This window comes from Streptomyces sp. NPDC023541, from assembly GCF_055559995.1.
Window position 1 is genome coordinate 453,723 of record NZ_JBVHJO010000004.1, and the last position, 19,220, is coordinate 472,942.

Here is a 19,220-nt window from a genome sequence, read left to right on the forward strand (position 1 = left end):
CGGGCCGGGGGGGTCGCCCCCGGCCCCGTCGGCCGCGGCCGCCCGCCTGCAGATCACCCCTCGTACTTCCCCCCCCGCGGGCCCCGCCCGCGCCCGCGGCCGCGCCCCTCTGCGCATGGCAGGGAGGCTCAGGCGGCCTTGGTCTCCCAGAAGATGCGGTCGATCTCGGCGATGAGGTCGAGGGCCTTCTGACCGGTCGCCGGGTCGTTCGACGCCTTGGCGGCCGAGAGGGCCTTCAGGGTGTCGTTGACCAGGGTGTGCAGCTGCGGGTACTTCTCGAAGTGCGGCGGCTTGAAGTAGTCGCTCCACAGCACCGAGACGTGGTGCTTGGCGAGCTCGGCGCGCTGCTCCTTGATGGTGATGGCGCGCGCGCGGAAGTCGGCGTCGTCGTTGGCCTGGTACTTCTCCTGGACGGCCTTGACGGACTCGGCCTCGATGCGGGCCTGGGCAGGGTCGTACACGCCACACGGCAGGTCGCAGTGGGCGGAGACCTTCGCCTTGGGGGCGAAGAGGCGGGAAAGCATGGAGTTTGTCCTCCTCGTGATCGTCTTCTCAAGGGGGACATTACTCGCTGGGGAACCGGATTTCGCGGGCGCCCCCATGGGCTTAGGACAAAAGTCCAGGGTCACGGCCGGACCGGTGAGCGAATGTACGGGACCGTGCGGCAGCATGCGGGAGGGACGAGGAGGACACGCATGGTGGAGAACGCGCGCCCGCGCAGGCGGTTCGAGGTGGTGGAGGTGACGGGCCCGTCGATGGTGCCCACGCTGCTGGACGGAGACCGGCTCGTGGTCCGGTACGGGGCCGCCGTCCGGCCGGGCGACATCGTGGTGCTGCGCCACCCCTTCCAGCAGGACCTGCTCGTGGTCAAGCGCGCGGTGGAGCGGCGGCCCGGCGGCTCGTGGTGGGTGCTCGGCGACAACCCGTACAACGAGACCGGCGACAGCACCGACTACGGGCCGGTGCCCGGCGAGCTGGTGCTGGCGACGGCGGTCCTGCGGTTCCGGCCGCGCGAGGAGGATCAGCGCTCGCTGAGGGCCCGGTTGTCCTGGGCGGCCTCGTCGCTGCGCGTGCTGCGGGCCGACGCCTCGGCCTCCAGGCGCTTGCGCGCGCGGTAGGCGGCCACGTTCGCCCGGGTGGCGCAGCGGTCGGAGCAGTAGCGCCGGGAGCGGTTGGTGGAGGTGTCGAGGTAGGCGTTGCGGCAGGGCGCGGCCTGGCACAGGCCGAGGCGGTCGGGGCCGTGCTCGGTGAGGGCGAAGGCCAGACCCATGGCGGCCATGGCGGCGTAGCCGGCCGAGGCGTTGGAGGGGTGTTCGGCGAGGTGGATGTGCCAGTCGGGGCGGCCGTCGTCGTCGAGGGTCTGGTGGCCGGAGACCTGGGGGCTGACCGGGAACTCCATGAGCAGCGAGTTCAGCAGGTCGACCGCGAGGACGTGGTCGCCGCCGTCAGCGGCCTCGAAGACGGCCCGCAGCCGGCCGCGGACGTTGCGGAAGCGGGTGATGTCGGTGTCCGTGACGCGGCGGGCCATCTGCTGGCTGGCGCCGAACAGGGCGCGGACGGCGTCCACCGAAGTGAGCACGTCCTTGTTGCGGGCCGGCTCCTCGGTGTTGACCAGGCGCACGGCGAAGTCCGAGTAATGGGCCAGTTCCACTTGTAGTCCTTACGGCTGCGGATTAATGTCTCTCGTAACGGCTGAGACGTCTTCGAGGGTATTACGTAGGGAGGGGTTCGGGATGGCGGATGCGACGGACACGGCGGACACGGCGGACACGGCGGACACGACCGACACGGCCGACGCGGGACGGACCGGTACCGACTGGCAGGCCTGGCAGGACAGCTGGGACCGCCAGCAGGAGTGGTACATGCCCGACCGCGAGGAGCGGTTCCGGGTGATGCTGGACATGGTCGAGGCACTGGTGGGACCCACCCCCCGGGTGCTGGATCTCGCATGCGGTACGGGAAGTATTACGGACCGCGTCCTCAAGCGGTTCCCGGGAGCCACCAGTACGGGCGTCGATCTCGACCCCGCGCTGTTGACCATCGCCAGGGGCCACTTCGCCGACGACGAGCGGGTCACCTTCGTGACCGCCGACCTCAAGGACCCCGACTGGCGTGCGGCCCTCCCCCACGCCACCTACGACGCGGTCCTGACCGCCACCGCCCTGCACTGGCTGCACAGCGAGGAGCTGGCCGTGCTGTACGGGCAGCTCGCCCCGCTGCTGGCCCCCGGCGGGGTGTTCATGAACGCCGACCACATGCCCGACCCGGCCACCCCGCGCATCAACGCCGCCGAGCGCGCCCACCGGCACGCCGGCATGGACCGGGCCAAGACGGCCGGGGCGGTGGACTGGCGCGAGTGGTGGGCCTTGGCCGCCGCCGAGCCGGCGCTGGCCGAGCCCACCGCCCGCCGCTTCGAGATCTACGGGGAGCACGCCGACGGCGACACCCCCTCCGCGGCCTGGCACGCCGAGGCGCTGCGCGCCGCGGGTTTCGCGGAGGCCCGTACGGTCTGGCGCTCGCCCTCGGACGCACTGGTCCTAGGTCTGAAGTAGGGAATCCGGAGGACCCGGGAAGAACAGTGGCGGAAAGGCCGAGGGGCGGTACGGATTCCCGTACCGCCCCTCGGCCGTGTCCACGTGCGGCGCCCGGCGCCGCCGACTACAGCACCTTGGAGAGGAATGCCTTCGTCCGGTCGTGCTGGGGGTTGCCCAGGACGTCGCGCGGGTGGCCCGACTCCACGACGACGCCGCCGTCCATGAAGACGAGGTTGTCGCCGACCTCGCGGGCGAAGCCCATCTCGTGCGTGACCACGATCATGGTCATGCCCGAGTCGGCGAGGTCTCGCATGACGTCCAGGACGTCACCGACCAGCTCCGGGTCGAGGGCGGAGGTGGGCTCGTCGAAGAGCATCAGCTTCGGCTCCATGGCCAGCGCGCGGGCGATCGCCACACGCTGCTGCTGGCCGCCGGAGAGCTGGGTGGGGTAGTTCCCGCCCTTGTCCCCCAGGCCGACCCGGTCCAGCAGCCGGACGGCCCGCTCGCGCGCCACCGCCTTGGACTCGCCCTTGACCATGACGGGGGCTTCCATGACGTTCTCTATGGCCGTCATGTGCGGGAACAGGTTGAAGCGTTGGAAGACCATGCCGATGTCCCGGCGCTGCGCCGCGACCTCGCTGTCCTTGAGCTCGTAGAGCTTGTCGCCCTTCTGGCGGTAGCCGACGAGGTCCCCGTCGACGTACAGCCGGCCGGCGTTGATCTGCTCCAGGTGGTTGATGCACCGCAGGAACGTCGACTTGCCGGAGCCGGACGGGCCGACCAGGCAGAAGACCTCACGCGGGGCGACCTCCAGGTCGATGCCCTTGAGGATGTGCGCCGCACCGTAGGACTTGTGGACGCCCTCGGCCTTCACCATGGCAGTCATCAGGCCACCGCCTTGCTGTTCGAGAAGCTGGACAGCTTCGCCTTGATCTTCTGCAGCGGCGTCGGCGGCAGCGAACGGAGCGCACCGCGGGCGTAGCGGCGCTCCAGGTAGTACTGGCCGACGCTGAACACGCTGGTCAGGGCGAGGTACCAGATCGAGGCGACGAAGAACATCTCCATCACCGCGAACGAGGTCGAGGCGATGTCCTGGGCCGCGCGCAGCAGGTCGAAGTACTGCACGGCCACGACCAGCGACGAGGTCTTGAGCATGTTGATGAACTCGTTGCCCGTCGGCGGCACGATCACCCGCATGGCCTGCGGCAGGACGACGCGGCGCATGGTCTGCGTCCGGGTCATGCCCAGCGCGTGCGAGGCCTCGGTCTGGCCCTCGTCGACCGACTGGATGCCGGCACGGACGATCTCCGCCATGTAGGCGCCCTCGTTGAGGCCGAGACCCAGCAGCGCCGCCAGGAACGGCGTCATGACCTGGGTCATCTCGTCCTTGTAGAACCCGAGGTTCAGGATCGGGAAGATCAGGGCGAGGTTGAACCAGATGAGGAGCTGCACGTACACCGGGGTGCCGCGGAAGAGCCAGATGTAGAACCAGGCGATGGTGCTGGTCACCGGGTTCTTCGAGAGGCGCATGACGGCGAACAGGACGCCGAGCGCCAGGCCCAGGGCCATGGCGGTGACGCTGATCCAGATCGTGTTGACGACTCCTCGCAGGATCGAGGGGTCGAACAGCTTCTCCGGCACGGTCTCCCAGCGCACGTTGCCCTGGGAGAAGGCGACGATGAGCGCCCCGACCAGACCGATGACGACCACGGCACTGATCCAGCGGCCGTAGTGGCGGACCGGGATGGCACGGATCGCCTCGGGGGGTACGGCCCCGGCCGGCGGGGTGTCCGCCGGACCCGGGTCCTTGTCGAGCTTGTCAGTCACAGTGACTGCCCTTCAGTGTGCTGCGGTGGTACGCGGAGGTCAGGAACCGGCGTTGATCTTGGCCTCGGTCACGGCGCCGGAACCAGCGTTCCACTTGTCCAGGGCGGCCTTGTAGGTGCCGTCCTTGATGATCGCGTCGAGGGCTTCCTTGAGCGCGTCACGCAGCTCGGTGTTCTTCTTGTCCACCGCGATGCCGAAGAGGCCGGCGTCGGTCGGGTTGGCGATGGCCTCGAAGTCGTTGCCGCCGCCGGCGGTCTGCGCGATGTACGCGGCGACCGGGGAGTCGTTCAGGTCGGCGGCGGCGCCACCGGCCTTCACGCGGGTCTGGGCCTCGGCGTCGGTCGGGAAGGACTCGATCTTCAGCTCGCCCTTGCCGTCCGTCTTGCACTTCTCGGCCTGGGTCTTCGCGGAGTCCTCGTACGTGGTGCCGCGCTGCACGGCGACCGTCTTGCCGCACAGGTCGTCGAGGGTCTTGATGCCCTCCGGGTTGCCCTTCTTGACCAGGATGCCGGTCGAGGCGGAGAAGTAGTCGACGAAGTCGACACCGGCACCGGTCTTGGCGCCCTTGTCGTCCAGGCCCTCCTGACGGGCCTTGGTGTCGGTGAGGGAGGACATGACCAGGTCGCTGCGGCCGGTCTGCATGCTGCCGATCAGCGTGTCGAAGGTGCCCGACTCGAACTTGAACTGGACGCCGAGCTGCTTGCTCAGGGCCGCCGCGACGTCGGGGTCGACGCCGACGATCTTGCCGCCCTCGGTGAACTCCATCGGCGCGTAGGTCGCGTCGGTGCCGACCTTGATCACACCGGCGTCCTGGATCTTCTTCGGGAGCTTCGAGAAGAGCGGCGCGCTGCTGTTGTTCGCCGCACCCGACGGGGTCGAGGTCGCTTTGTCGGTCTGGTCGCCACAGCCGGTGAGGATCAGGGCGCCGGCGACCGCGATCGCGCCGACCGCGGCGATCCGGGACCGGGCGGCGGTCGTACGACGGGTGGTGCTTGCGGTCATGGCTTCGTTCCTCCGACAGGGGTGGAAAAGCATCGAAAAACGGTCGGACACGCACCATCGAGTGTCGCGACCTTGTGTGATTACGGCATCTTGCCATTCGGACTGAGACATTCAGGCTGCCCGTCAGGTCAAAATCGCATAACGGGCGCCCGGGGTAGGCCAACAGGACTGCGGGGAAGGGGGTTCAAGGCCGCAGATACTGCTGTGACCAGGCCTTTTAGGCGCAGTTTCTCCGGAGCGTCTCGCCCACCGGACGGCAAGGTTTGGACTTTTCGCCAAAAGACGGGCAAGTGACCTACGGTTGAGCCGGAATCGACTCGTCTGAGCGAGCGTTCTTCGGGTAGAACAGATCCTTACACCCCTCATCCGGGGCTCAGGGCGCGCGTGCGGCGCGCCCGCGCGTACGAACCTCCCCTTCGCGGAGACGGGCCAACCGTCGATGCGGAGTACGGACGCGGTGCCCGCCCACCCCTTAACCAGGAGTGGCCACCCTCAACGAACAAAAGGAATTAAGGGGTCACACGAAGTGGCAGCGGAGATCGTCAACCCTCGCAGCGACAGTGCGACGGACAACAACCCCGACGCGGTGTTCGCACTGCACCGGGGCGGCAAGATGGCCATCCAGGCCACGGTTCCGGTCAATGACAAGGACGACCTGTCCCTGGCGTACACCCCGGGCGTGGCGAAGGTGTGCACCGCCATCGCCGAGCAGCCGGAGCTGGTGAACGAGTACACCTGGAAGTCGAACGTGGTCGCCGTCGTCACCGACGGTACGGCCGTGCTCGGCCTCGGTGACATCGGCCCGGAAGCCTCCCTCCCCGTGATGGAGGGCAAGGCCATCCTCTTCAAGCAGTTCGGTGGTGTGGACGCGGTTCCGATCGCGCTCGCCACCAAGGACACGGACGAGATCGTCGAGACGGTCATCCGTCTGGCGCCGTCCTTCGGCGGGGTGAACCTGGAGGACATCTCCGCGCCCCGCTGCTTCGAGATCGAGCGGCGCCTCCAGGAGGCGCTGGACATCCCGATCTTCCACGACGACCAGCACGGCACGGCCATCGTGACGCTGGCCGCGCTGCGCAACGCCGCGAAGCTCACCGGTCGCACCCTCGGCGACCTGCGCGCCGTGATCGCGGGCGCGGGCGCGGCGGGCATCGCCATCGCCAAGATCCTGGTCGACGCGGGCATCGGCGACGTCTGCGTCACCGACCGCAAGGGCGTCGTGTCCGCCGACCGCTCCGACCTGACGGACGTCAAGGCGGAGATCGCGGCCCTGACCAACAAGACGGGCCAGACCGGCTCGCTGGAGCAGGCCCTGTCCGGCGCGGACGTGTTCATCGGCGTCTCCGGCGGCTCCGTCGCCGAGGAGGCGGTGGCGACCATGGCGAAGGACGCGTTCGTCTTCGCCATGGCCAACCCGACCCCGGAGGTCCACCCGGACGTCGCGCACAAGTACGCGGCGGTCGTGGCCACGGGCCGTTCGGACTTCCCGAACCAGATCAACAACGTGCTGGCGTTCCCGGGCATCTTCGCGGGTGCCTTCAAGGTGCGCGCCACCCGGATCACCGAGGGCATGAAGATCGCCGCCGCCGACGCCATCGCCGGCGTCGTGGGTGACGAGCTCGCCGCCGACTACGTGATCCCGTCGCCGTTCGACGAGCGCGTCGCGACGGCCGTGGCCGCGGCGGTCGCCGCCGCCGCGAAGGCGGACGGCGTGGCCCGCCTGGTCTGACCGAGACCCGGCAGTGCGCGAGGAGGCCCGACCGGATCCACTCCGGCCGGGCCTCCTCGCGTAAACGCTTCGGCTCGGGCCGGCGCCCCGGTCGAGCCGGATCCGCGCCGCCGGGAAGACGGCGGCGACGGACGGCCGGAGCGCGTAGCGGGCCCCGACGCCCACCTCCTGCTCCCACTAGGTGAGATGAGTGCGGATTCACCTCGCGGGCGGGGCGCCGAGCACCTGCTGGTCCAGCTCCGCGGAGGTGACCTGCGCGCCGGGTGCTCGATGAGGTGGTCCAGGACGCGGCGGGCGTCGTTGGTGCCCTGTGCCCGGAGCGTCGCCGGGCAGCGGTGGGTCGGGCCGCCGTCCGCGGCGCCTCGTCATGGGCAGCAGCCCCTCTCGGCGTACGAGGACTCGATCGACCGGGCGGCCGTGTGACGGGAACGGGGGTGGTTGCGCGGGCTACCGAGCGGTAGCGTCGCGGCATGTTCGCTGCCTATGCCGCCCGAATCGACCGTGACCAGCCGCTGAACGGCCTTGTGCTGGGCGATCGCCCCGCCCCGCAGGCCCGCCCCGGCTGGGTGACCGTGAACGTCAAGGCCGCCTCCCTCAACCACCACGACCTGTGGTCGCTGCGCGGGGTCGGCCTCGGCGAGGAGAGCCTCCCGATGATCCTCGGCTGCGACGCGGCCGGGACCGACCAGGACGGCAACGAGGTCGTCCTGCATTCCGTGATCGGCCAGAGCGGCCATGGGGTCGGGCCGGACGAGCCCCGCTCCATCCTCACCGAGCGCTACCAGGGGACCTTCGCCGAGCAGGTGACCGTCCCCGCCTGGAACGTCCTGCGCAAGCCCGCCGAGCTGTCCTTCGAGGAGGCCGCCTGCCTTCCGACGGCCTGGCTGACGGCCTACCGGATGCTCTTCACCAACGCCGGGGTCCGCCCCGGGGACTCCGTCCTGGTCCAGGGCGCCGGCGGCGGTGTCGCGACCGCCGCGATCGCCCTCGGCAAGGCGGCGGGCCTGCGGGTCTACGCCACCAGCCGCGACGAGGCCAAGCGCAAGCGGGCCGTGGAGCTCGGCGCGGTGGAGGCGTTCGAGCCGGGCGCTCGGCTGCCGCAGCGGGTGGACGCGGTGATCGAGACCGTGGGCGCGGCCACCTGGTCCCATTCGGTGAAGTCCCTGCGCCCCGGCGGCACCCTGGTGATCTCCGGCGCCACGAGCGGCGACCGCCCGGCGCACGCCGAGCTGACCCGGATCTTCTTCCTGGAGCTGAAGGTCGTGGGCTCGACCATGGGCTCGAAGGACGAGCTGGAGGACCTCCTCGCCTTCTGCGCCACGACCGGGCTGCGGCCGGTGATCGACGAGGTGCTGCCGCTGGACCGGGCGAGGGAGGCGTTCGAGAAGCTCGCGTCGGGCGACCTCTTCGGCAAGATCGTCCTCAAGCCCTGACCTCCGGGGCCCGGCCCGATGTCAACCGGGGTTGACATTCCTCCCGCGTCAACCTACATTGACACGCATGACGGAAGCGACCGATCTCGCCGAACGGGCAGGTGACCGGGACCCACGCGTGGGCCTGCGTGCCGTGGCCGCCCTCCGCAGACTGCTGGAGCAGCTGGAGGCCGTGCAGGTACGCAGCGCCCGCGCGCAGGGGTGGTCCTGGCAGGAGATCGCGGCCGAGCTGGGCGTGAGCCGGCAGGCCGTGCACAAGAAGTACGGGAGGCTCTGATGTTCGAACGCTTCACCCGCGACGCCCGGTCCACCGTGACCGGGGCGGTGGCCGAGGCCCGGCAGGCCGGAGCCGCCACGGTCACCGAGGAGCACCTGCTGCTGTCCCTGTTGGCCCTGGGCGCCCTGGACCCCCTCGGAGTCGACCGCGCGGCGGTGGCCGCCGACCTCGCGGCGGCCCGCCGCCGGGGCGGGATGTCCCGGGCGGACGAGGAGGCGCTGGCCGGACTCGGCATCGACCTCACCGAGATCGTCTCCCGGGTCGAGGAGGCCCACGGCGAAGGCGTCCTCGCGGCCCCCGCGCCGCGCCCGCGGACCCTGGGCGCCTCGCTCCGCTCGGCCCTGGGACGTACGCAGCCGGACGATCGCGGCGGCCACCACCACGTCCCCTTCACCAAGGGCTCCAAGAAGGTCCTGGAGCAGTCCCTCCGCATCGCCCTGGGCCGCAAGGACAACCACATCGGCACCCTGCACCTCCTCCTGGCCCTGCTCTCCCGCCCCGGCACGCCCTCCGAGGTCCTGACGGACCACGGCATCACCTACACGGCGGCGGAAGCGACCCTGGCGGCGTAGCCGCCGGCGCCGTGCCGGCCCCGCCGGCGTTTGAGGCGCGGGATCCGGGGGCGGCGCCCCGACCTCTGGCCTCTTCGCCGCGCGGCACCATTCCGGTCTCAACGGCATCCCCGGCGCGGGTCCGGGCCGCGCCCCGGCAGGAGGAACCTCGACAGGGCGGCGGCGCCGTGCCGGCCCCGCCGGCGTCGGGGGGTCCGGGGCGGCGCCCCGGCAGGGGTGGCGGGGGCCGGTTAGGGCCTGGAGCCGAACGTCGCTCCCAGACGGGCAGCGGCGGCCGCGAGGTGGTCGCGGGCCTCGGCCACCCGGGCCGCGGTCACCCCGTGGTCCCGCGCAGCGTCCCGCACCTCGTCGCGGAAGCGGTCCAGCAGCCGGTCCAGGTCCCGCGCCGGGTCACCGGTGGCCGACAGGTCCCCGGCCCAGCCCGACGGCTGGCCCGACGGCCGGTCCGCGCCCGAGCCGTGCGCGCCGCCGAGCCAGGCTCCGGCCAGACTGCCCAGCACGCCGCCGGACTTGGCGAACTGCTCCTGGAGCTGGCCCGCGATGCGCTGGACCTCCTCGCGGGCCCGGTCCTGGGCCTCCTTCGCCTGGCGGCGAGCCGCCTGCGCCTCCTCACGGGCCCGGCGGCTCTCGTCCTTCGCCCGGCGGGCCTGTTCCTTCCACTCCTGCCTGGCCTTGCGCAGCTCCTCCTTGGCCGCCTGCCAGGAGTCGTCCTCGCCCACCTGGGTCGCCGACGCGGAGGCCGCCGCCCGCATCTCGCGCCGCAGGTCCCCCGCCGCGCCCCGGACGTCGCTGCGGATCTCGGCGGCCAGTTCGGTGACCGAGTCGCGGATCTCCAGCTCCAGGTCCGCCAGCTCACCGCTGCGGTCGGCCAGTTCGGCGCGGCCCGCCTCGGTGATGGAGTACACCTTGCGCCCGCCCTCGGTGGCGTAGGTGACCAGGCCCTCCGCCTCCAACTTGGACAGGCGCGGGTACACCGTGCCCGCGGAGGGGGCGTAGAGGCCCTGGAAGCGCTCCTCCAGCAGGCGGATCACCTCGTACCCGTGGCGCGGCGCCTCGTCGAGCAGTTTGAGGAGGTAGAGGCGGAGGCGGCCGTGGGCGAAGACGGGCGGCATGTCAGAGCACCTTCTTGTCGAGCGGGAGCGGAGCGGCGGGGGCGTCGGCGTCGGCCTGCGGGCGGCGCAGCAGCGCGATGGCCCCGGAGACCGTGGTGGCCCGCAGGGTGCCGGCGCCTGACCCGAGCGTGCCGGTGATCCGCTTGGTGCCGAGCTGGCCGGAGACGCGCAGGTCCTCGAAGGCGTTGGAGACGCCGCCGGTGGCGGTGTTGGCCTCGACGCGGGCGTCAGCGGGGTGCGGGAGGCGGATCGCGACCTCGCCGGAGACGGAGTTGAGGGCGATGTCCACGGGGCGCGCTGCGCCCGGGCCGGGGTCGAGGTCGATCAGCATGTCGCCGCTGACCGAGTCGGCCCGCACGCTCACGCCCGCGCCGTCGACGACGGTCAGGCCGCCGGAGACGGAGTGGAAGCCGAGGTCGCCGGTGACGGACTGGGCCTCGACGCTGCCCGAGACGGTGTGCGCCTTGACCCGGCCGGACAGTGCGACGAGCGTGGCGTCACCGGAGACCCCCTTGACGTCGGTGGCGGCGGAGATGCCGGAGACGAACGCGGTGGCGTCGACCGTGGCCACGTGGACGCGGGTGGCGGCCGGCACGGTGAGGGTCACCGCCGCGCGGCGCTCCCACGCCTTGCGGCGGGAGGAGGAACCGGACCAGGCCTTCCAGGGCTTGTCCTCGAACCACTGCTTGAGGCCCTGGGAGCCGTTCCAGGGCAGGTCCTCGTAGGAGACGGTGAGGACGCCGTCCTCCTGCACGACGTACAGCGGCGGTCCGTCGACCTCGGTCACCTCCAGGCGGGCCGGGCCCGACTCGGCGGCGACCACGTTCACCGTTCCGCTGACGACGCGCACGCGGAGCTCGGTCACCGGCGCCTCGAAGATGAGCTTCTGCGGTTCTGCGAAGTGCCACGTCGACCGCGACGGCTGGGACGACTGCTCTGCCATGGTGCTGATCCTCCTCGTGCGTTCACGGATCGGGCTCGACGCACGCAACATATCGCGTCTTCTCCAGAACACGATATATCGCGGGTTTGTGAAGTCAAGAGTGGGGTCGCAGTGCTACCGAAATCCGCCATTTGGGGGCGTTTTGCCTTAGTGTGTGAGCATGTCAATTTCCAGGACCCCGGTCGGCGGGATGCTGCTCTGCCGCACCGCACCGCTCGCCGCCCGCTCCCCCGCGCACCTGCTGCGCGTGCGCCTGCTGCTCGCCCCGGCGGGCGACTGGACCGTGCTCGTTCCCGAGGACAAGCCGTGGCTGGGCGGCGGGCAGAGCGTGGCCGAGGTGTTCTCCGGCTGGGGCTCGGCGATCGCGGTCGGCACCGACTGGCCCGTGCTGGGTCTGTGGTGGGAGGGCGGCCGTGCCGGCTTCTCGCTGGCCGGCGGCTTCCGGCGGACCGTCGCCCAGGAATGGGACGCGGCCGGACGGCCGGCGGGCGAGCCCGACGCGATGCGGACCCTGGCGGCGCGGCTCGGACTGGATCCCGTACTGGTCCGGGAGGAGCTGGAGCGGCTCACCCGCCCCGACCCCGGGCCGGACGTGGACGGCGGGACCCGGCTGCGCGGGCTGGTCGCGCTGCTGACGCGCGCCGGGCTGGCCCTGCCGCCCGGGCTGACGCCGGGCGAACCGGCCGACCGGCTGCGGGGCGCGGCCCGGGAGGCGCCCGGCGTCGAGACGGTGGAGTGGTCGGGCCGGCGCGACGCCGTGCGGGCCCGGCTCGACGCGGTGGAGGCGGGCCCGCTGGGCCCCTGGCTCCACGGCCCGAAGGCCCGGCTGCTGGGCGCGGCCCAGGTCGCGGCGGGGGCTCCGCTGCTGGTGTGGGCGGCCCGGCGCCGGAGCCCGGCGTGCGCCGCGGCGGGCGCCCTCCTGCTGGCCCGGGGGACCCTCTCACTGGCCTACGACGGGGCACGCGCGCGCCGCTGGGGAGTGTCGTCAAAGTAGCGTCGGCCGCCTGAAGGGCGGGGCCGCCGGCCATACGGGAGTTCGACGACACGACCCAGGGCGTGTCTTTCGGATCTTGACGAGCCCGCCCTGTCCGCAGGGTTCAGGCCGCCTCCAGCAGGGGGCTCGCGTGGTGGTGCAGCCACGCCCGGTACGGAGGTGTGCGCAGGGCGGCCTCGCGGTAGGCCTCGCGGAGGTCCTCGTAGACCTCGGCGTGCGCGCCGGGACGGGTGGCCAGCAGCAGCCGCACGGCGAGGGGGTCCCCGCACAGCGGCCGGATCGCCATGTCCTCGCGCGGCCCGGAGGTGGGCTGGCACGGGGCGACCGCCTCGCCGGAGATGATCAGCGAGGTCGCCGTGTGGTAGTCGGTGTGCAGTACCGGCGGGTCGAGCCCGGCCCCGGCGAAGACCCGGCGCAGGCCGTCCCATTCACCGTCGACCGACGGGTCGACCGCCCAGCGGTCGGCGGCCAGGTCCCGTAAGGAGACGATCTCCTGCCCCGCCGCGGGGTGATCCCTCGGCATCGAGACGAACTGCGGCTCGCGCTCCATCAGCACGTGCGTCTGGAGCCCCTCGGGCACCCGCAGCGGGCTGCCCTCCACCTCGTGCACGAACGCCACGTCCAGCTGCCCCGCCGCGACCATCCTGAGCAGCGCGTTCGCGGAGACGTCCACCAGGAGCGAGGTCTCGGTGTCCGGCAGTCGCCGGTGCAGCCGGCGCAGCCACCCCGGCAGGGCCCTGCTGGCCGTCGATCCGATGCGCAGCCGCGGGCCGTGGGCCTGCGCACGGGCCTCCGCCACCAGGGCGGCCATGTCGGCGAGAAGCGGCCGGGCCCGGCCCAGTACGGTGCGACCGAAAGGGGTGGGCCGGCAGCCGGTCCGCTCGCGCAGGAACAGCTCGCCGTCCAGGGCCCGTTCGATCCGGCGCAACTGGGTCGTCAACGAGGGCTGGCTCACGCCGAGTTGCCGGGCCGCCTTGTGCAGACTGCCGGCGTCGGCGATGGCGCACAGCGCGCGCAGGTGCCTGACCTCAAGCTCCATGCCCCGAGGGTAGGCCGGGCCCGTGGACCGCACCAGCCACCGATAGCCCCCCGAATCCCGCCATTCTCACGCTAGTTGGGCTGTCGAAATCTTCCCGATAGGCCGGCGCTATCGGCCAGTGACATCATCCGCGGGCCAGTTCCGCTCCCGCAGACTCCGGTACCGAAAGACCCACCCCCCACCGCACCGGATGAGTAGGAGCTCCCCCACATGCGCCACTCCCGTAAGGCCGTGCTGGCGACCGCCGTCGGCATCGGTCTCGCCGCCACCCTCGGCGCCGTCCCCACCGCCGCCGCCGCACCCGCCCCCGTCGGCAATGCCGCGAGCTTCGCCGCGTACGAGCGTTCGCCGGAGAACGAGGCCGCCAACCGGGCCTTCTTCGAGGCCGTGCAGCGCTCGGTCGCCGAGCAGCGCGCCGCGAATCCGGGCGCCCTCGCCGTCACCGTCACGTACAACACCCGCAACGCGCCGAGCTTCCGTACCCAGATAGCCAACTCCACCCGCATCTGGAACAGCTCCGTGAGCAACGTGAAGCTGCAGGAGGTGTCCTCCGGCGGGAACTTCTCATACCGCGAGGGCAACGACTCGCGCGGCTCGTACGCGAGCACCGACGGGCACGGCCGGGGCTACATCTTCCTCGACTACCGGCAGAACCAGCAGTACAACTCCACCCGGGTGACCTCGCACGAGACCGGCCACGTGCTGGGCCTGCCGGACCACTACTCGGGCCCGTGCAGCGAGCTGATGTCGGGCGGAGGCCCGGGCACCTCGTGCCAGAACGCCACCCCGAACTCCGCCGAGCGGGCGCGCGTCAACCAGCTGTGGGCCAACGGCTTCGCCTCCGGCCTGGGCACGAAGGAGCTCGCGCCCACGGGCTGAGTCACCGCTCCTCGTGCTCCTCGTGCTCCTCGTCCGCGTATTCCGTGCAGTCGGGGTTCCGACAGGGACCCCGGCTCCACACCGGGACGAAGACCCCGAGGGACTTGCGCCGCCTGACCACCGTGTCGACGCGGCGCCCGCACGCCGGGCACGTCTGCTGTTCGTGCCCGGCCTGCGGGGCCACCCTCGCGTGCGCGTGCTGCTCTTCACCGGCCATACCTCCACGGTAGGCCGGTTTTCGCACGTTCGTCGGGTCAGACCTTGCGGACGTAGGTGCTGACGATCTGGCCTCCGCCGAGGGTCGTGACCCCGGTCAGCTCCAGGGGGCGCACGCCGAAGCCGGCCCGGGACATCGGCATGCCGGTGCCCGCGAAGACCGGGTAGGTCTTGACGACGAACTCGTCGATCTCGTCGATCAGCTGGGTGGCGAGATCGGCGCCGCCGCAGAGCCAGATGCCGAGGCCGTCGCGGGCCTTGAGCTCACGGACCCTGGCCGCCAGGTCCCCGCTGATCAGCCGGACCTGCGGGTCGGGCGCAGTGGCGAGGGAGCGCGAGACGACGTACTGCTCGGGCAGGTGGCCGTAGGGGCTGGTCATGCCGGCCTTGAGGCCCGGCTCGTAGGTGCGCCGCCCCATGAGGACCGCGTCGAAGCGCTTCGGAGGCAGGGCGGCGATGCCGAGGTGCTCGCGGCCGAGGGCGGCGATGGTCTCCGGGTACTCGGCCTTGAGGTACTCGGTGAACTCGTGGTCCACGTGGCTGTAGAAGAAGTCGCCGTCGCCGTCCGGGGCACCGATGAACCCGTCGACGGTGGTGGCGATGAAGTACGTGAGCTTGCGCAAGCGATTCTCTTCCGTCCGACAGTGCCACCGCACCGGGGCACGACGAGTAAAGTACTTCACCTGAAGTGGTCACGCAAGCCCTCGTTCCTCCTGGGGACGGCTCAGCCCCTCGGCTTGCGCCACATCGGCCACATCAGGGGCCCGTCCGGCAGCCGTACCGCCTCACCGGTGCACTCCCAGCCGAGCCGCTCGTACAGGCCCTTGCTGCGCTCACTGCTCGCCTCCAGGTACGCCGGCACGCCCTCGCGGTCGCAGCGCTCCAGCACCGGCCGCATCAGCTCGGTGCCCAGCCCCTCCCCCTGCCGGCCCGGGGCGACCGCGATCATCAGCAGGTACTCGTGCTCCTCCGAGGTCGGGTGCACCGCGCCCGTCAGCCGCCCGACCAGCTCGCACCGCTCGTTGTCCGGGTCGGCCACGGCCCGCATCCTCGCCGGCACCTCGTCCTCGCCCTCCGGCTCGCCCGCGGGGATCCGCAGCCACAGCGCCGCAGCCGAGCCGTCCACGGCGTAGTCGATCCGGCCCTCGGCCAGCGCGACGTCCACGAAGACGCCCAGGAACCTTCCGTGCACGGCGGCCCGGTGCTCCGGGTCGGGGAAGACCCAGCTGCTCACCGGGTCGGTGCGGAAGGCCTCGTCGAGCAGCCCCGCCACCGCGTCCCGGTCCGACTGATCCGCCTGACGTATCTCCAGCGCCACTGGTCACACCCTTCGCTCACGTGTCAACAACCGTCAGCGATCCTAGAGTTGGCGCACCGACGCGGTAAGGCCCGTTCCGGCACCGTGCGGTACCGGAACGGGCCTCCCCCCGCAGCGCCAGGCGCCATGGCGCCGGGCACTCACCTCGTACGGCGCGTCACGAACTCCGCCAGCGCCAGCAGCCCGCCCGCCGCCCCGAGGTCCGGAACGGCCCGGGACAGCTGCTGGACCGCCCGGCCCATCCGGTCCGCGGCGTGGGCCTGCGCCCAGTCGCGGCCGCCGGCCCGGTCCACCGCGTCGGCCGCCCTGAGCACGTCGTCCCCGGTCATGGGACCCGCGTACAGCTCGGCCAGCTCCTCGCCCGCCCCGGTGCCCGAGGTGAGGGCGGCCACGACCGGCAGGGACTTCTTGCGGGCGATCAGATCGGCTCCGGCGGACTTGCCTGTGTGCCCGGGGTCCCCCCAGATGCCGATCAGGTCGTCGATCAGCTGGAAGGCCAGGCCCGCCTCCCGGCCGAAGGCGTCCATGGCGTCGACCTCGTCCGGTCCTGCCCCCGCGTACAGCGCGCCCAGCGCGCACGCGCAGCCCAGCAGCGCCCCCGTCTTGGCCGTGGCCATGGTCAGACACTCGTCGAGCGACACGGCCGGACGCTGCTCGAAGGCGCAGTCGGCCTGCTGGCCCGCACACAGCTCGATGGTGCAGGTCGAGAGCCGGGACGAGGCCGCCGCGGCGGCGGGGTGCGGGTCTTCCGCGAGCAGTCGCAGCGCGAGCGCCATCATGGCGTCGCCCGTGATGATCGCGTCCGGTGTCCCGAACACGGTCCACGCGGTGGCCCGGCCGCGCCGGCGGACGTCCTTGTCGATGACGTCGTCGTGGAGCAGCGTGAAGTTGTGCGCCAGCTCCACGGCGACGGCTGCCCGCACGGCGTGGTCGACCGGGCCGCCGCCCGGCCCCTGCAGGGCCCGGGCGGCGGCCAGCACCAGGGCCGGCCGGATGGCCTTGCCGGTGCCGCCCCCGGCCGGGGTGCCGTCCGCGTGCTCCCAGCCGAAGTGGTACATCGCCACGCGCCGCATCCCACCCGGCAGGCTCTCGACGGTGCGGCGCAGTTCGGGGTTGACCGTTTCTCTCGTACGTTCCAGCAGGGCCGCGGCCTCCTGGCCCTCACCGGTCGCGATCACGTTCACCTCGCTCAGCGCCAGCGGCCGATCTCGACGTTCTCCAGCACGCCGATCGCGTCCGGCACCAGCACCGCGGCGGAGAAGTACGCGGTGACCAGGTACGAGATGATCGCCTGCTCGCTGATCCCCATGAAACGGACCGACAGGCTCGGCTCGATCTCGTCCGGGATGCCCGGCTGGTGCAGGCCGATCACGCCCTGTTCGTCCTCGCCGGTGCGCATGCACAGGATGGAGGTGGTGCGGGCGTCGCTGATCGGGATCTTGTTGCTCGGGAAGATCGGCACCCCGCGCCAGGTGGTCACGCGGGTGCCGTCGACGTCCACGCTTCCCGGGTGGATCCCGCGCTTGTTGCACTCGCGGCCGAAGGCGGCGATGGCCTTGGGGTGCGCCAGGAAGAGCTTGGAGCCGCGCCGCATGCTGAGCAGCTGGTCCATGTCGTCCGGGCCGGGGCCGCCGTCGTGCGGCTGGATGCGCTGGTCGTAGTCGGCGTTGTGGAGCAGGCCGAAGTCGCGGTTGTTGAGCATCTCGTGCTCCTGGCGCTCGCGCAGCGCCTCGACCGTGAGCCGCAGCTGCTGCTCGGTCTGGTTCATGGGCTGGTTGTAGAGGTCGGCGACGCGCGTGTGCACCCGCAGGACCGTCTGGGCGATGGAGAGCTCGTACTCGCGCGGGCGGGCCTCGTAGTCCACGAAGGTGCCGGGGAGCACGGCCTCGCCCTGGTGGCCGGCCGAGAGGTCGATCTCCGCCTCGCCGTACTTGTTGGTGCGCTGGGCGGGCATGGAGCGTACGCGGTCCAGGTGCTCGCGCAGCGAGGGGACCCGGTCGGCCAGCAGCTGGAAGTCCTGGCGGGACAGGGCGAGCGCGGTGCCGGGGGTGGCGGCGCGGGCGGTGTACTCCCAAATCGATTCTTCATCGACGAGCGCGTCCTCGCCGAAGTAGGCGCCGTCGGCGACGGTCCGCAGGACGGCGTCGTCCCCGTAGGGGCCGGGGCCGATCTGGTCGATGCGGCCGTGCGCGAGCAGGAAGACCTCGTCCGAGGGGCTGCCGAAGGAGGTCAGCTCCTGGCCGGCCTCGAAGTCGATCTGCCGGCAGCGCTGGGCGAGTTCACCGAGGACGTCGAGAGCCTCGTAGTCGCGCAGCAGCGGGAGTTCGCCGAGCTCGGCGGGGATCACCTGCACCTGGGTGCCGGTCTTGACGAACTCCACGATGCCGTTGCCGACCGAGTAGCTCAGCCGCCGGTTCACCCGGTAGGTGCCGCCCTGCACCGACACCCACGGCAGCATCTTCAGCAGCCACCGGGAAGTGATCTCCTGCATCTGCGGCGCGGACTTGGTCGTGGTTGCCAAGTTCCGTGCGGCGGCCGTCCCCAGACTGCGCTGCGGTGTCTGGGCCTCGGACTCGGAACCTGCCTGGACCGACATGTCTATCCCTTTCGATCACTCCATGGATCTGCGGGAGCAGCCTTTCAGCACGCCACGTGATGGGACCATTACACAAAAGGGTGGGACTACTCCCTCCGGGGACGGGGCACTCTCTCGGATCGAACTCCCCGCCCACGGGCCGCGCGAGGCCCGCGGCACCCGTTGTTTTCGGCCAAGCCGTGATCGCGGCCGGGCCTTAATTTGTATGCGGGATGCGAATTTTCTACGGTGACCCCATGCGGTTGACGCGATTCACCGACCTGGCCCTGCGCACCCTGATGCGCCTGGCCGTCGAGGAGACGGACCTGCCGACCACGCGCGACGTGGCGGCGACGATGGAGGTCCCGTACTCCCACACGGCCAAAGTGGTCGCCAGGCTGCAGCATCTCGGCCTGGTCGAGGCGCGGCGCGGCCGCGGCGGAGGGCTCGCCCTGACCGGCGCCGGACGGGCCGCCTCGGTGGGCGCGGTGGTACGCGAACTGGAGGGCGCCGGCGACGTCGTGGACTGCGACGGCACCACACCCTGCCCGCTGCGCGGGGCGTGCGTGCTGCGCGGCGCGCTGCGCCGGGCCCAGGAGGCGTTCTTCGCCGCACTGGACCCGCTGACGGTGAACGACCTGGTGGCGGCCCCGACCGGCCCGCTCCTCCTGGGCATTTCGAGCCGGGCGCCCACGAGGGACGAAGGTCCCTGACCGTCCGGGCCCAATGGCCGGTTACCACTACCCCTCGGGCCCCATAGCCTCACCCCG

22 protein-coding genes are annotated in these 19,220 nt (G+C 71.7%); 9 read left to right on the forward strand and 13 right to left on the reverse strand.

The features are described from left to right. Positions 1 to 128: 128 nt before the first annotated feature. The gene (gene sodN, locus ACZ3X1_RS12545; RefSeq protein WP_030036761.1) at positions 129 to 524 is read right to left on the reverse strand and encodes a superoxide dismutase, Ni; all 396 of its coding nucleotides are present in this window, start codon (positions 522 to 524) and stop codon (positions 129 to 131) included. Positions 525 to 695: 171 nt separating this feature from the next. Here sodN and sodX point away from each other — a divergent pair, with 171 nt between their 5' ends. Continuing rightward, a complete protein-coding gene (sodX, locus tag ACZ3X1_RS12550; RefSeq protein ID WP_356815814.1) occupies positions 696 to 1,118 on the forward strand; it encodes a nickel-type superoxide dismutase maturation protease in 423 nt (140 codons plus the stop codon). On the opposite strand, the gene ACZ3X1_RS12555 is transcribed toward sodX, so the two are convergent. Then, on the reverse strand, positions 1,022 to 1,651 hold the full coding sequence (locus ACZ3X1_RS12555) for a CGNR zinc finger domain-containing protein (RefSeq protein ID WP_356815815.1): 630 nt from the start codon (positions 1,649 to 1,651) through the stop codon (positions 1,022 to 1,024). The genes sodX and ACZ3X1_RS12555 overlap by 97 nt on opposite strands. Positions 1,652 to 1,733: 82 nt before the next feature. On the opposite strand from ACZ3X1_RS12555, the gene ACZ3X1_RS12560 reads away from it, so the two are divergent. Further along, positions 1,734 to 2,552 (forward strand): class I SAM-dependent methyltransferase, encoded by an 819-nt coding sequence (locus tag ACZ3X1_RS12560; protein ID WP_467279155.1) that lies wholly within the window; start codon positions 1,734 to 1,736, stop codon positions 2,550 to 2,552. A 106-nt stretch (positions 2,553 to 2,658) separates the two neighbouring features. On the opposite strand, the gene ACZ3X1_RS12565 is transcribed toward ACZ3X1_RS12560, so the two are convergent. The 3 genes from ACZ3X1_RS12565 to ACZ3X1_RS12575 are packed head-to-tail and all read right to left on the reverse strand — an operon-like array spanning position 2,659 to position 5,363. Next, a complete protein-coding gene (locus tag ACZ3X1_RS12565; RefSeq protein ID WP_356815816.1) occupies positions 2,659 to 3,420 on the reverse strand; it encodes an amino acid ABC transporter ATP-binding protein in 762 nt (253 codons plus the stop codon). Continuing rightward, a complete protein-coding gene (locus tag ACZ3X1_RS12570; protein ID WP_467279158.1) occupies positions 3,420 to 4,361 on the reverse strand; it encodes an amino acid ABC transporter permease in 942 nt (313 codons plus the stop codon). The genes ACZ3X1_RS12565 and ACZ3X1_RS12570 overlap by 1 nt, the downstream gene beginning before the upstream one ends. A gap of 39 nt (positions 4,362 to 4,400) precedes the next feature. Next, complete coding sequence (locus tag ACZ3X1_RS12575; protein ID WP_467279160.1) at positions 4,401 to 5,363, reverse strand: ABC transporter substrate-binding protein; 963 nt, start codon at positions 5,361 to 5,363, stop codon at positions 4,401 to 4,403. Positions 5,364 to 5,889: 526 nt separating this feature from the next. Here ACZ3X1_RS12575 and ACZ3X1_RS12580 point away from each other — a divergent pair. From ACZ3X1_RS12580 to ACZ3X1_RS12595, 4 genes are all read left to right on the forward strand, one after another. Then, complete coding sequence (locus tag ACZ3X1_RS12580) at positions 5,890 to 7,092, forward strand: NAD(P)-dependent malic enzyme (protein WP_356815819.1); 1,203 nt, start codon at positions 5,890 to 5,892, stop codon at positions 7,090 to 7,092. A 470-nt stretch (positions 7,093 to 7,562) separates the two neighbouring features. Continuing rightward, positions 7,563 to 8,525 carry a zinc-binding dehydrogenase gene (locus ACZ3X1_RS12585; protein WP_467279165.1) on the forward strand — a complete coding sequence of 321 codons (963 nt, stop codon included), beginning with the start codon at positions 7,563 to 7,565 and terminating at the stop codon, positions 8,523 to 8,525. A 67-nt stretch (positions 8,526 to 8,592) separates the two neighbouring features. Further along, positions 8,593 to 8,802, forward strand: a complete 210-nt coding sequence (locus ACZ3X1_RS12590; protein ID WP_030013034.1) for a helix-turn-helix domain-containing protein — start codon at positions 8,593 to 8,595, stop codon at positions 8,800 to 8,802. Further along, the gene (locus tag ACZ3X1_RS12595; RefSeq protein WP_467279170.1) at positions 8,802 to 9,374 is read left to right on the forward strand and encodes a Clp protease N-terminal domain-containing protein; all 573 of its coding nucleotides are present in this window, start codon (positions 8,802 to 8,804) and stop codon (positions 9,372 to 9,374) included. Before ACZ3X1_RS12590 ends, ACZ3X1_RS12595 begins: the two co-directional genes overlap by 1 nt. A 230-nt stretch (positions 9,375 to 9,604) precedes the next feature. Here ACZ3X1_RS12595 and ACZ3X1_RS12600 read toward each other — a convergent pair whose 3' ends face one another. Further along, positions 9,605 to 10,486 (reverse strand): PadR family transcriptional regulator, encoded by an 882-nt coding sequence (locus ACZ3X1_RS12600; protein ID WP_467279173.1) that lies wholly within the window; start codon positions 10,484 to 10,486, stop codon positions 9,605 to 9,607. Between the two features lies 1 nt (position 10,487). Next, the gene (locus ACZ3X1_RS12605) at positions 10,488 to 11,429 is read right to left on the reverse strand and encodes a DUF4097 family beta strand repeat-containing protein (protein ID WP_467279177.1); all 942 of its coding nucleotides are present in this window, start codon (positions 11,427 to 11,429) and stop codon (positions 10,488 to 10,490) included. A 160-nt stretch (positions 11,430 to 11,589) separates the two neighbouring features. Here ACZ3X1_RS12605 and ACZ3X1_RS12610 point away from each other — a divergent pair, with 160 nt between their 5' ends. Further along, positions 11,590 to 12,423, forward strand: a complete 834-nt coding sequence (locus ACZ3X1_RS12610) for a hypothetical protein (RefSeq protein WP_467279181.1) — start codon at positions 11,590 to 11,592, stop codon at positions 12,421 to 12,423. A 103-nt stretch (positions 12,424 to 12,526) separates the two neighbouring features. Here the strand turns inward: ACZ3X1_RS12610 and ACZ3X1_RS12615 are convergent, their stop codons facing one another. Then, positions 12,527 to 13,462 (reverse strand): LysR family transcriptional regulator, encoded by a 936-nt coding sequence (locus ACZ3X1_RS12615; protein ID WP_356815175.1) that lies wholly within the window; start codon positions 13,460 to 13,462, stop codon positions 12,527 to 12,529. A 210-nt stretch (positions 13,463 to 13,672) separates the two neighbouring features. Between ACZ3X1_RS12615 and snpA the strand changes: the two genes are divergently transcribed. Then, entirely contained in the window at positions 13,673 to 14,341 is a 669-nt protein-coding gene (gene snpA / locus ACZ3X1_RS12620; protein WP_356815176.1) for a snapalysin, read from the forward strand. Between the two features lies 1 nt (position 14,342). Here snpA and ACZ3X1_RS12625 read toward each other — a convergent pair whose 3' ends face one another. The 5 genes from ACZ3X1_RS12625 to ACZ3X1_RS12645 form a co-directional block, all read right to left on the reverse strand. Continuing rightward, positions 14,343 to 14,558 (reverse strand): hypothetical protein, encoded by a 216-nt coding sequence (locus ACZ3X1_RS12625; protein WP_362626161.1) that lies wholly within the window; start codon positions 14,556 to 14,558, stop codon positions 14,343 to 14,345. A gap of 37 nt (positions 14,559 to 14,595) precedes the next feature. Beyond that, positions 14,596 to 15,180: a dihydrofolate reductase family protein gene (locus ACZ3X1_RS12630; RefSeq protein WP_356815178.1), complete on the reverse strand. Its 585-nt coding sequence runs from the start codon at positions 15,178 to 15,180 to the stop codon at positions 14,596 to 14,598. Between the two features lie 101 nt (positions 15,181 to 15,281). After that, the gene (locus ACZ3X1_RS12635; RefSeq protein WP_356815179.1) at positions 15,282 to 15,875 is read right to left on the reverse strand and encodes a GNAT family N-acetyltransferase; all 594 of its coding nucleotides are present in this window, start codon (positions 15,873 to 15,875) and stop codon (positions 15,282 to 15,284) included. A gap of 140 nt (positions 15,876 to 16,015) precedes the next feature. Continuing rightward, a complete protein-coding gene (locus tag ACZ3X1_RS12640) occupies positions 16,016 to 17,074 on the reverse strand; it encodes a family 2 encapsulin nanocompartment cargo protein polyprenyl transferase (RefSeq protein ID WP_390077886.1) in 1,059 nt (352 codons plus the stop codon). Beyond that, the gene (locus ACZ3X1_RS12645) at positions 17,065 to 18,471 is read right to left on the reverse strand and encodes a family 2B encapsulin nanocompartment shell protein (protein WP_467279193.1); all 1,407 of its coding nucleotides are present in this window, start codon (positions 18,469 to 18,471) and stop codon (positions 17,065 to 17,067) included. Before ACZ3X1_RS12645 ends, ACZ3X1_RS12640 begins: the two co-directional genes overlap by 10 nt. A 236-nt stretch (positions 18,472 to 18,707) precedes the next feature. Here ACZ3X1_RS12645 and ACZ3X1_RS12650 point away from each other — a divergent pair, with 236 nt between their 5' ends. Beyond that, on the forward strand, positions 18,708 to 19,163 hold the full coding sequence (locus ACZ3X1_RS12650; RefSeq protein WP_467279196.1) for an RrF2 family transcriptional regulator: 456 nt from the start codon (positions 18,708 to 18,710) through the stop codon (positions 19,161 to 19,163). The last annotated feature ends 57 nt before the right edge of the window (positions 19,164 to 19,220 follow it).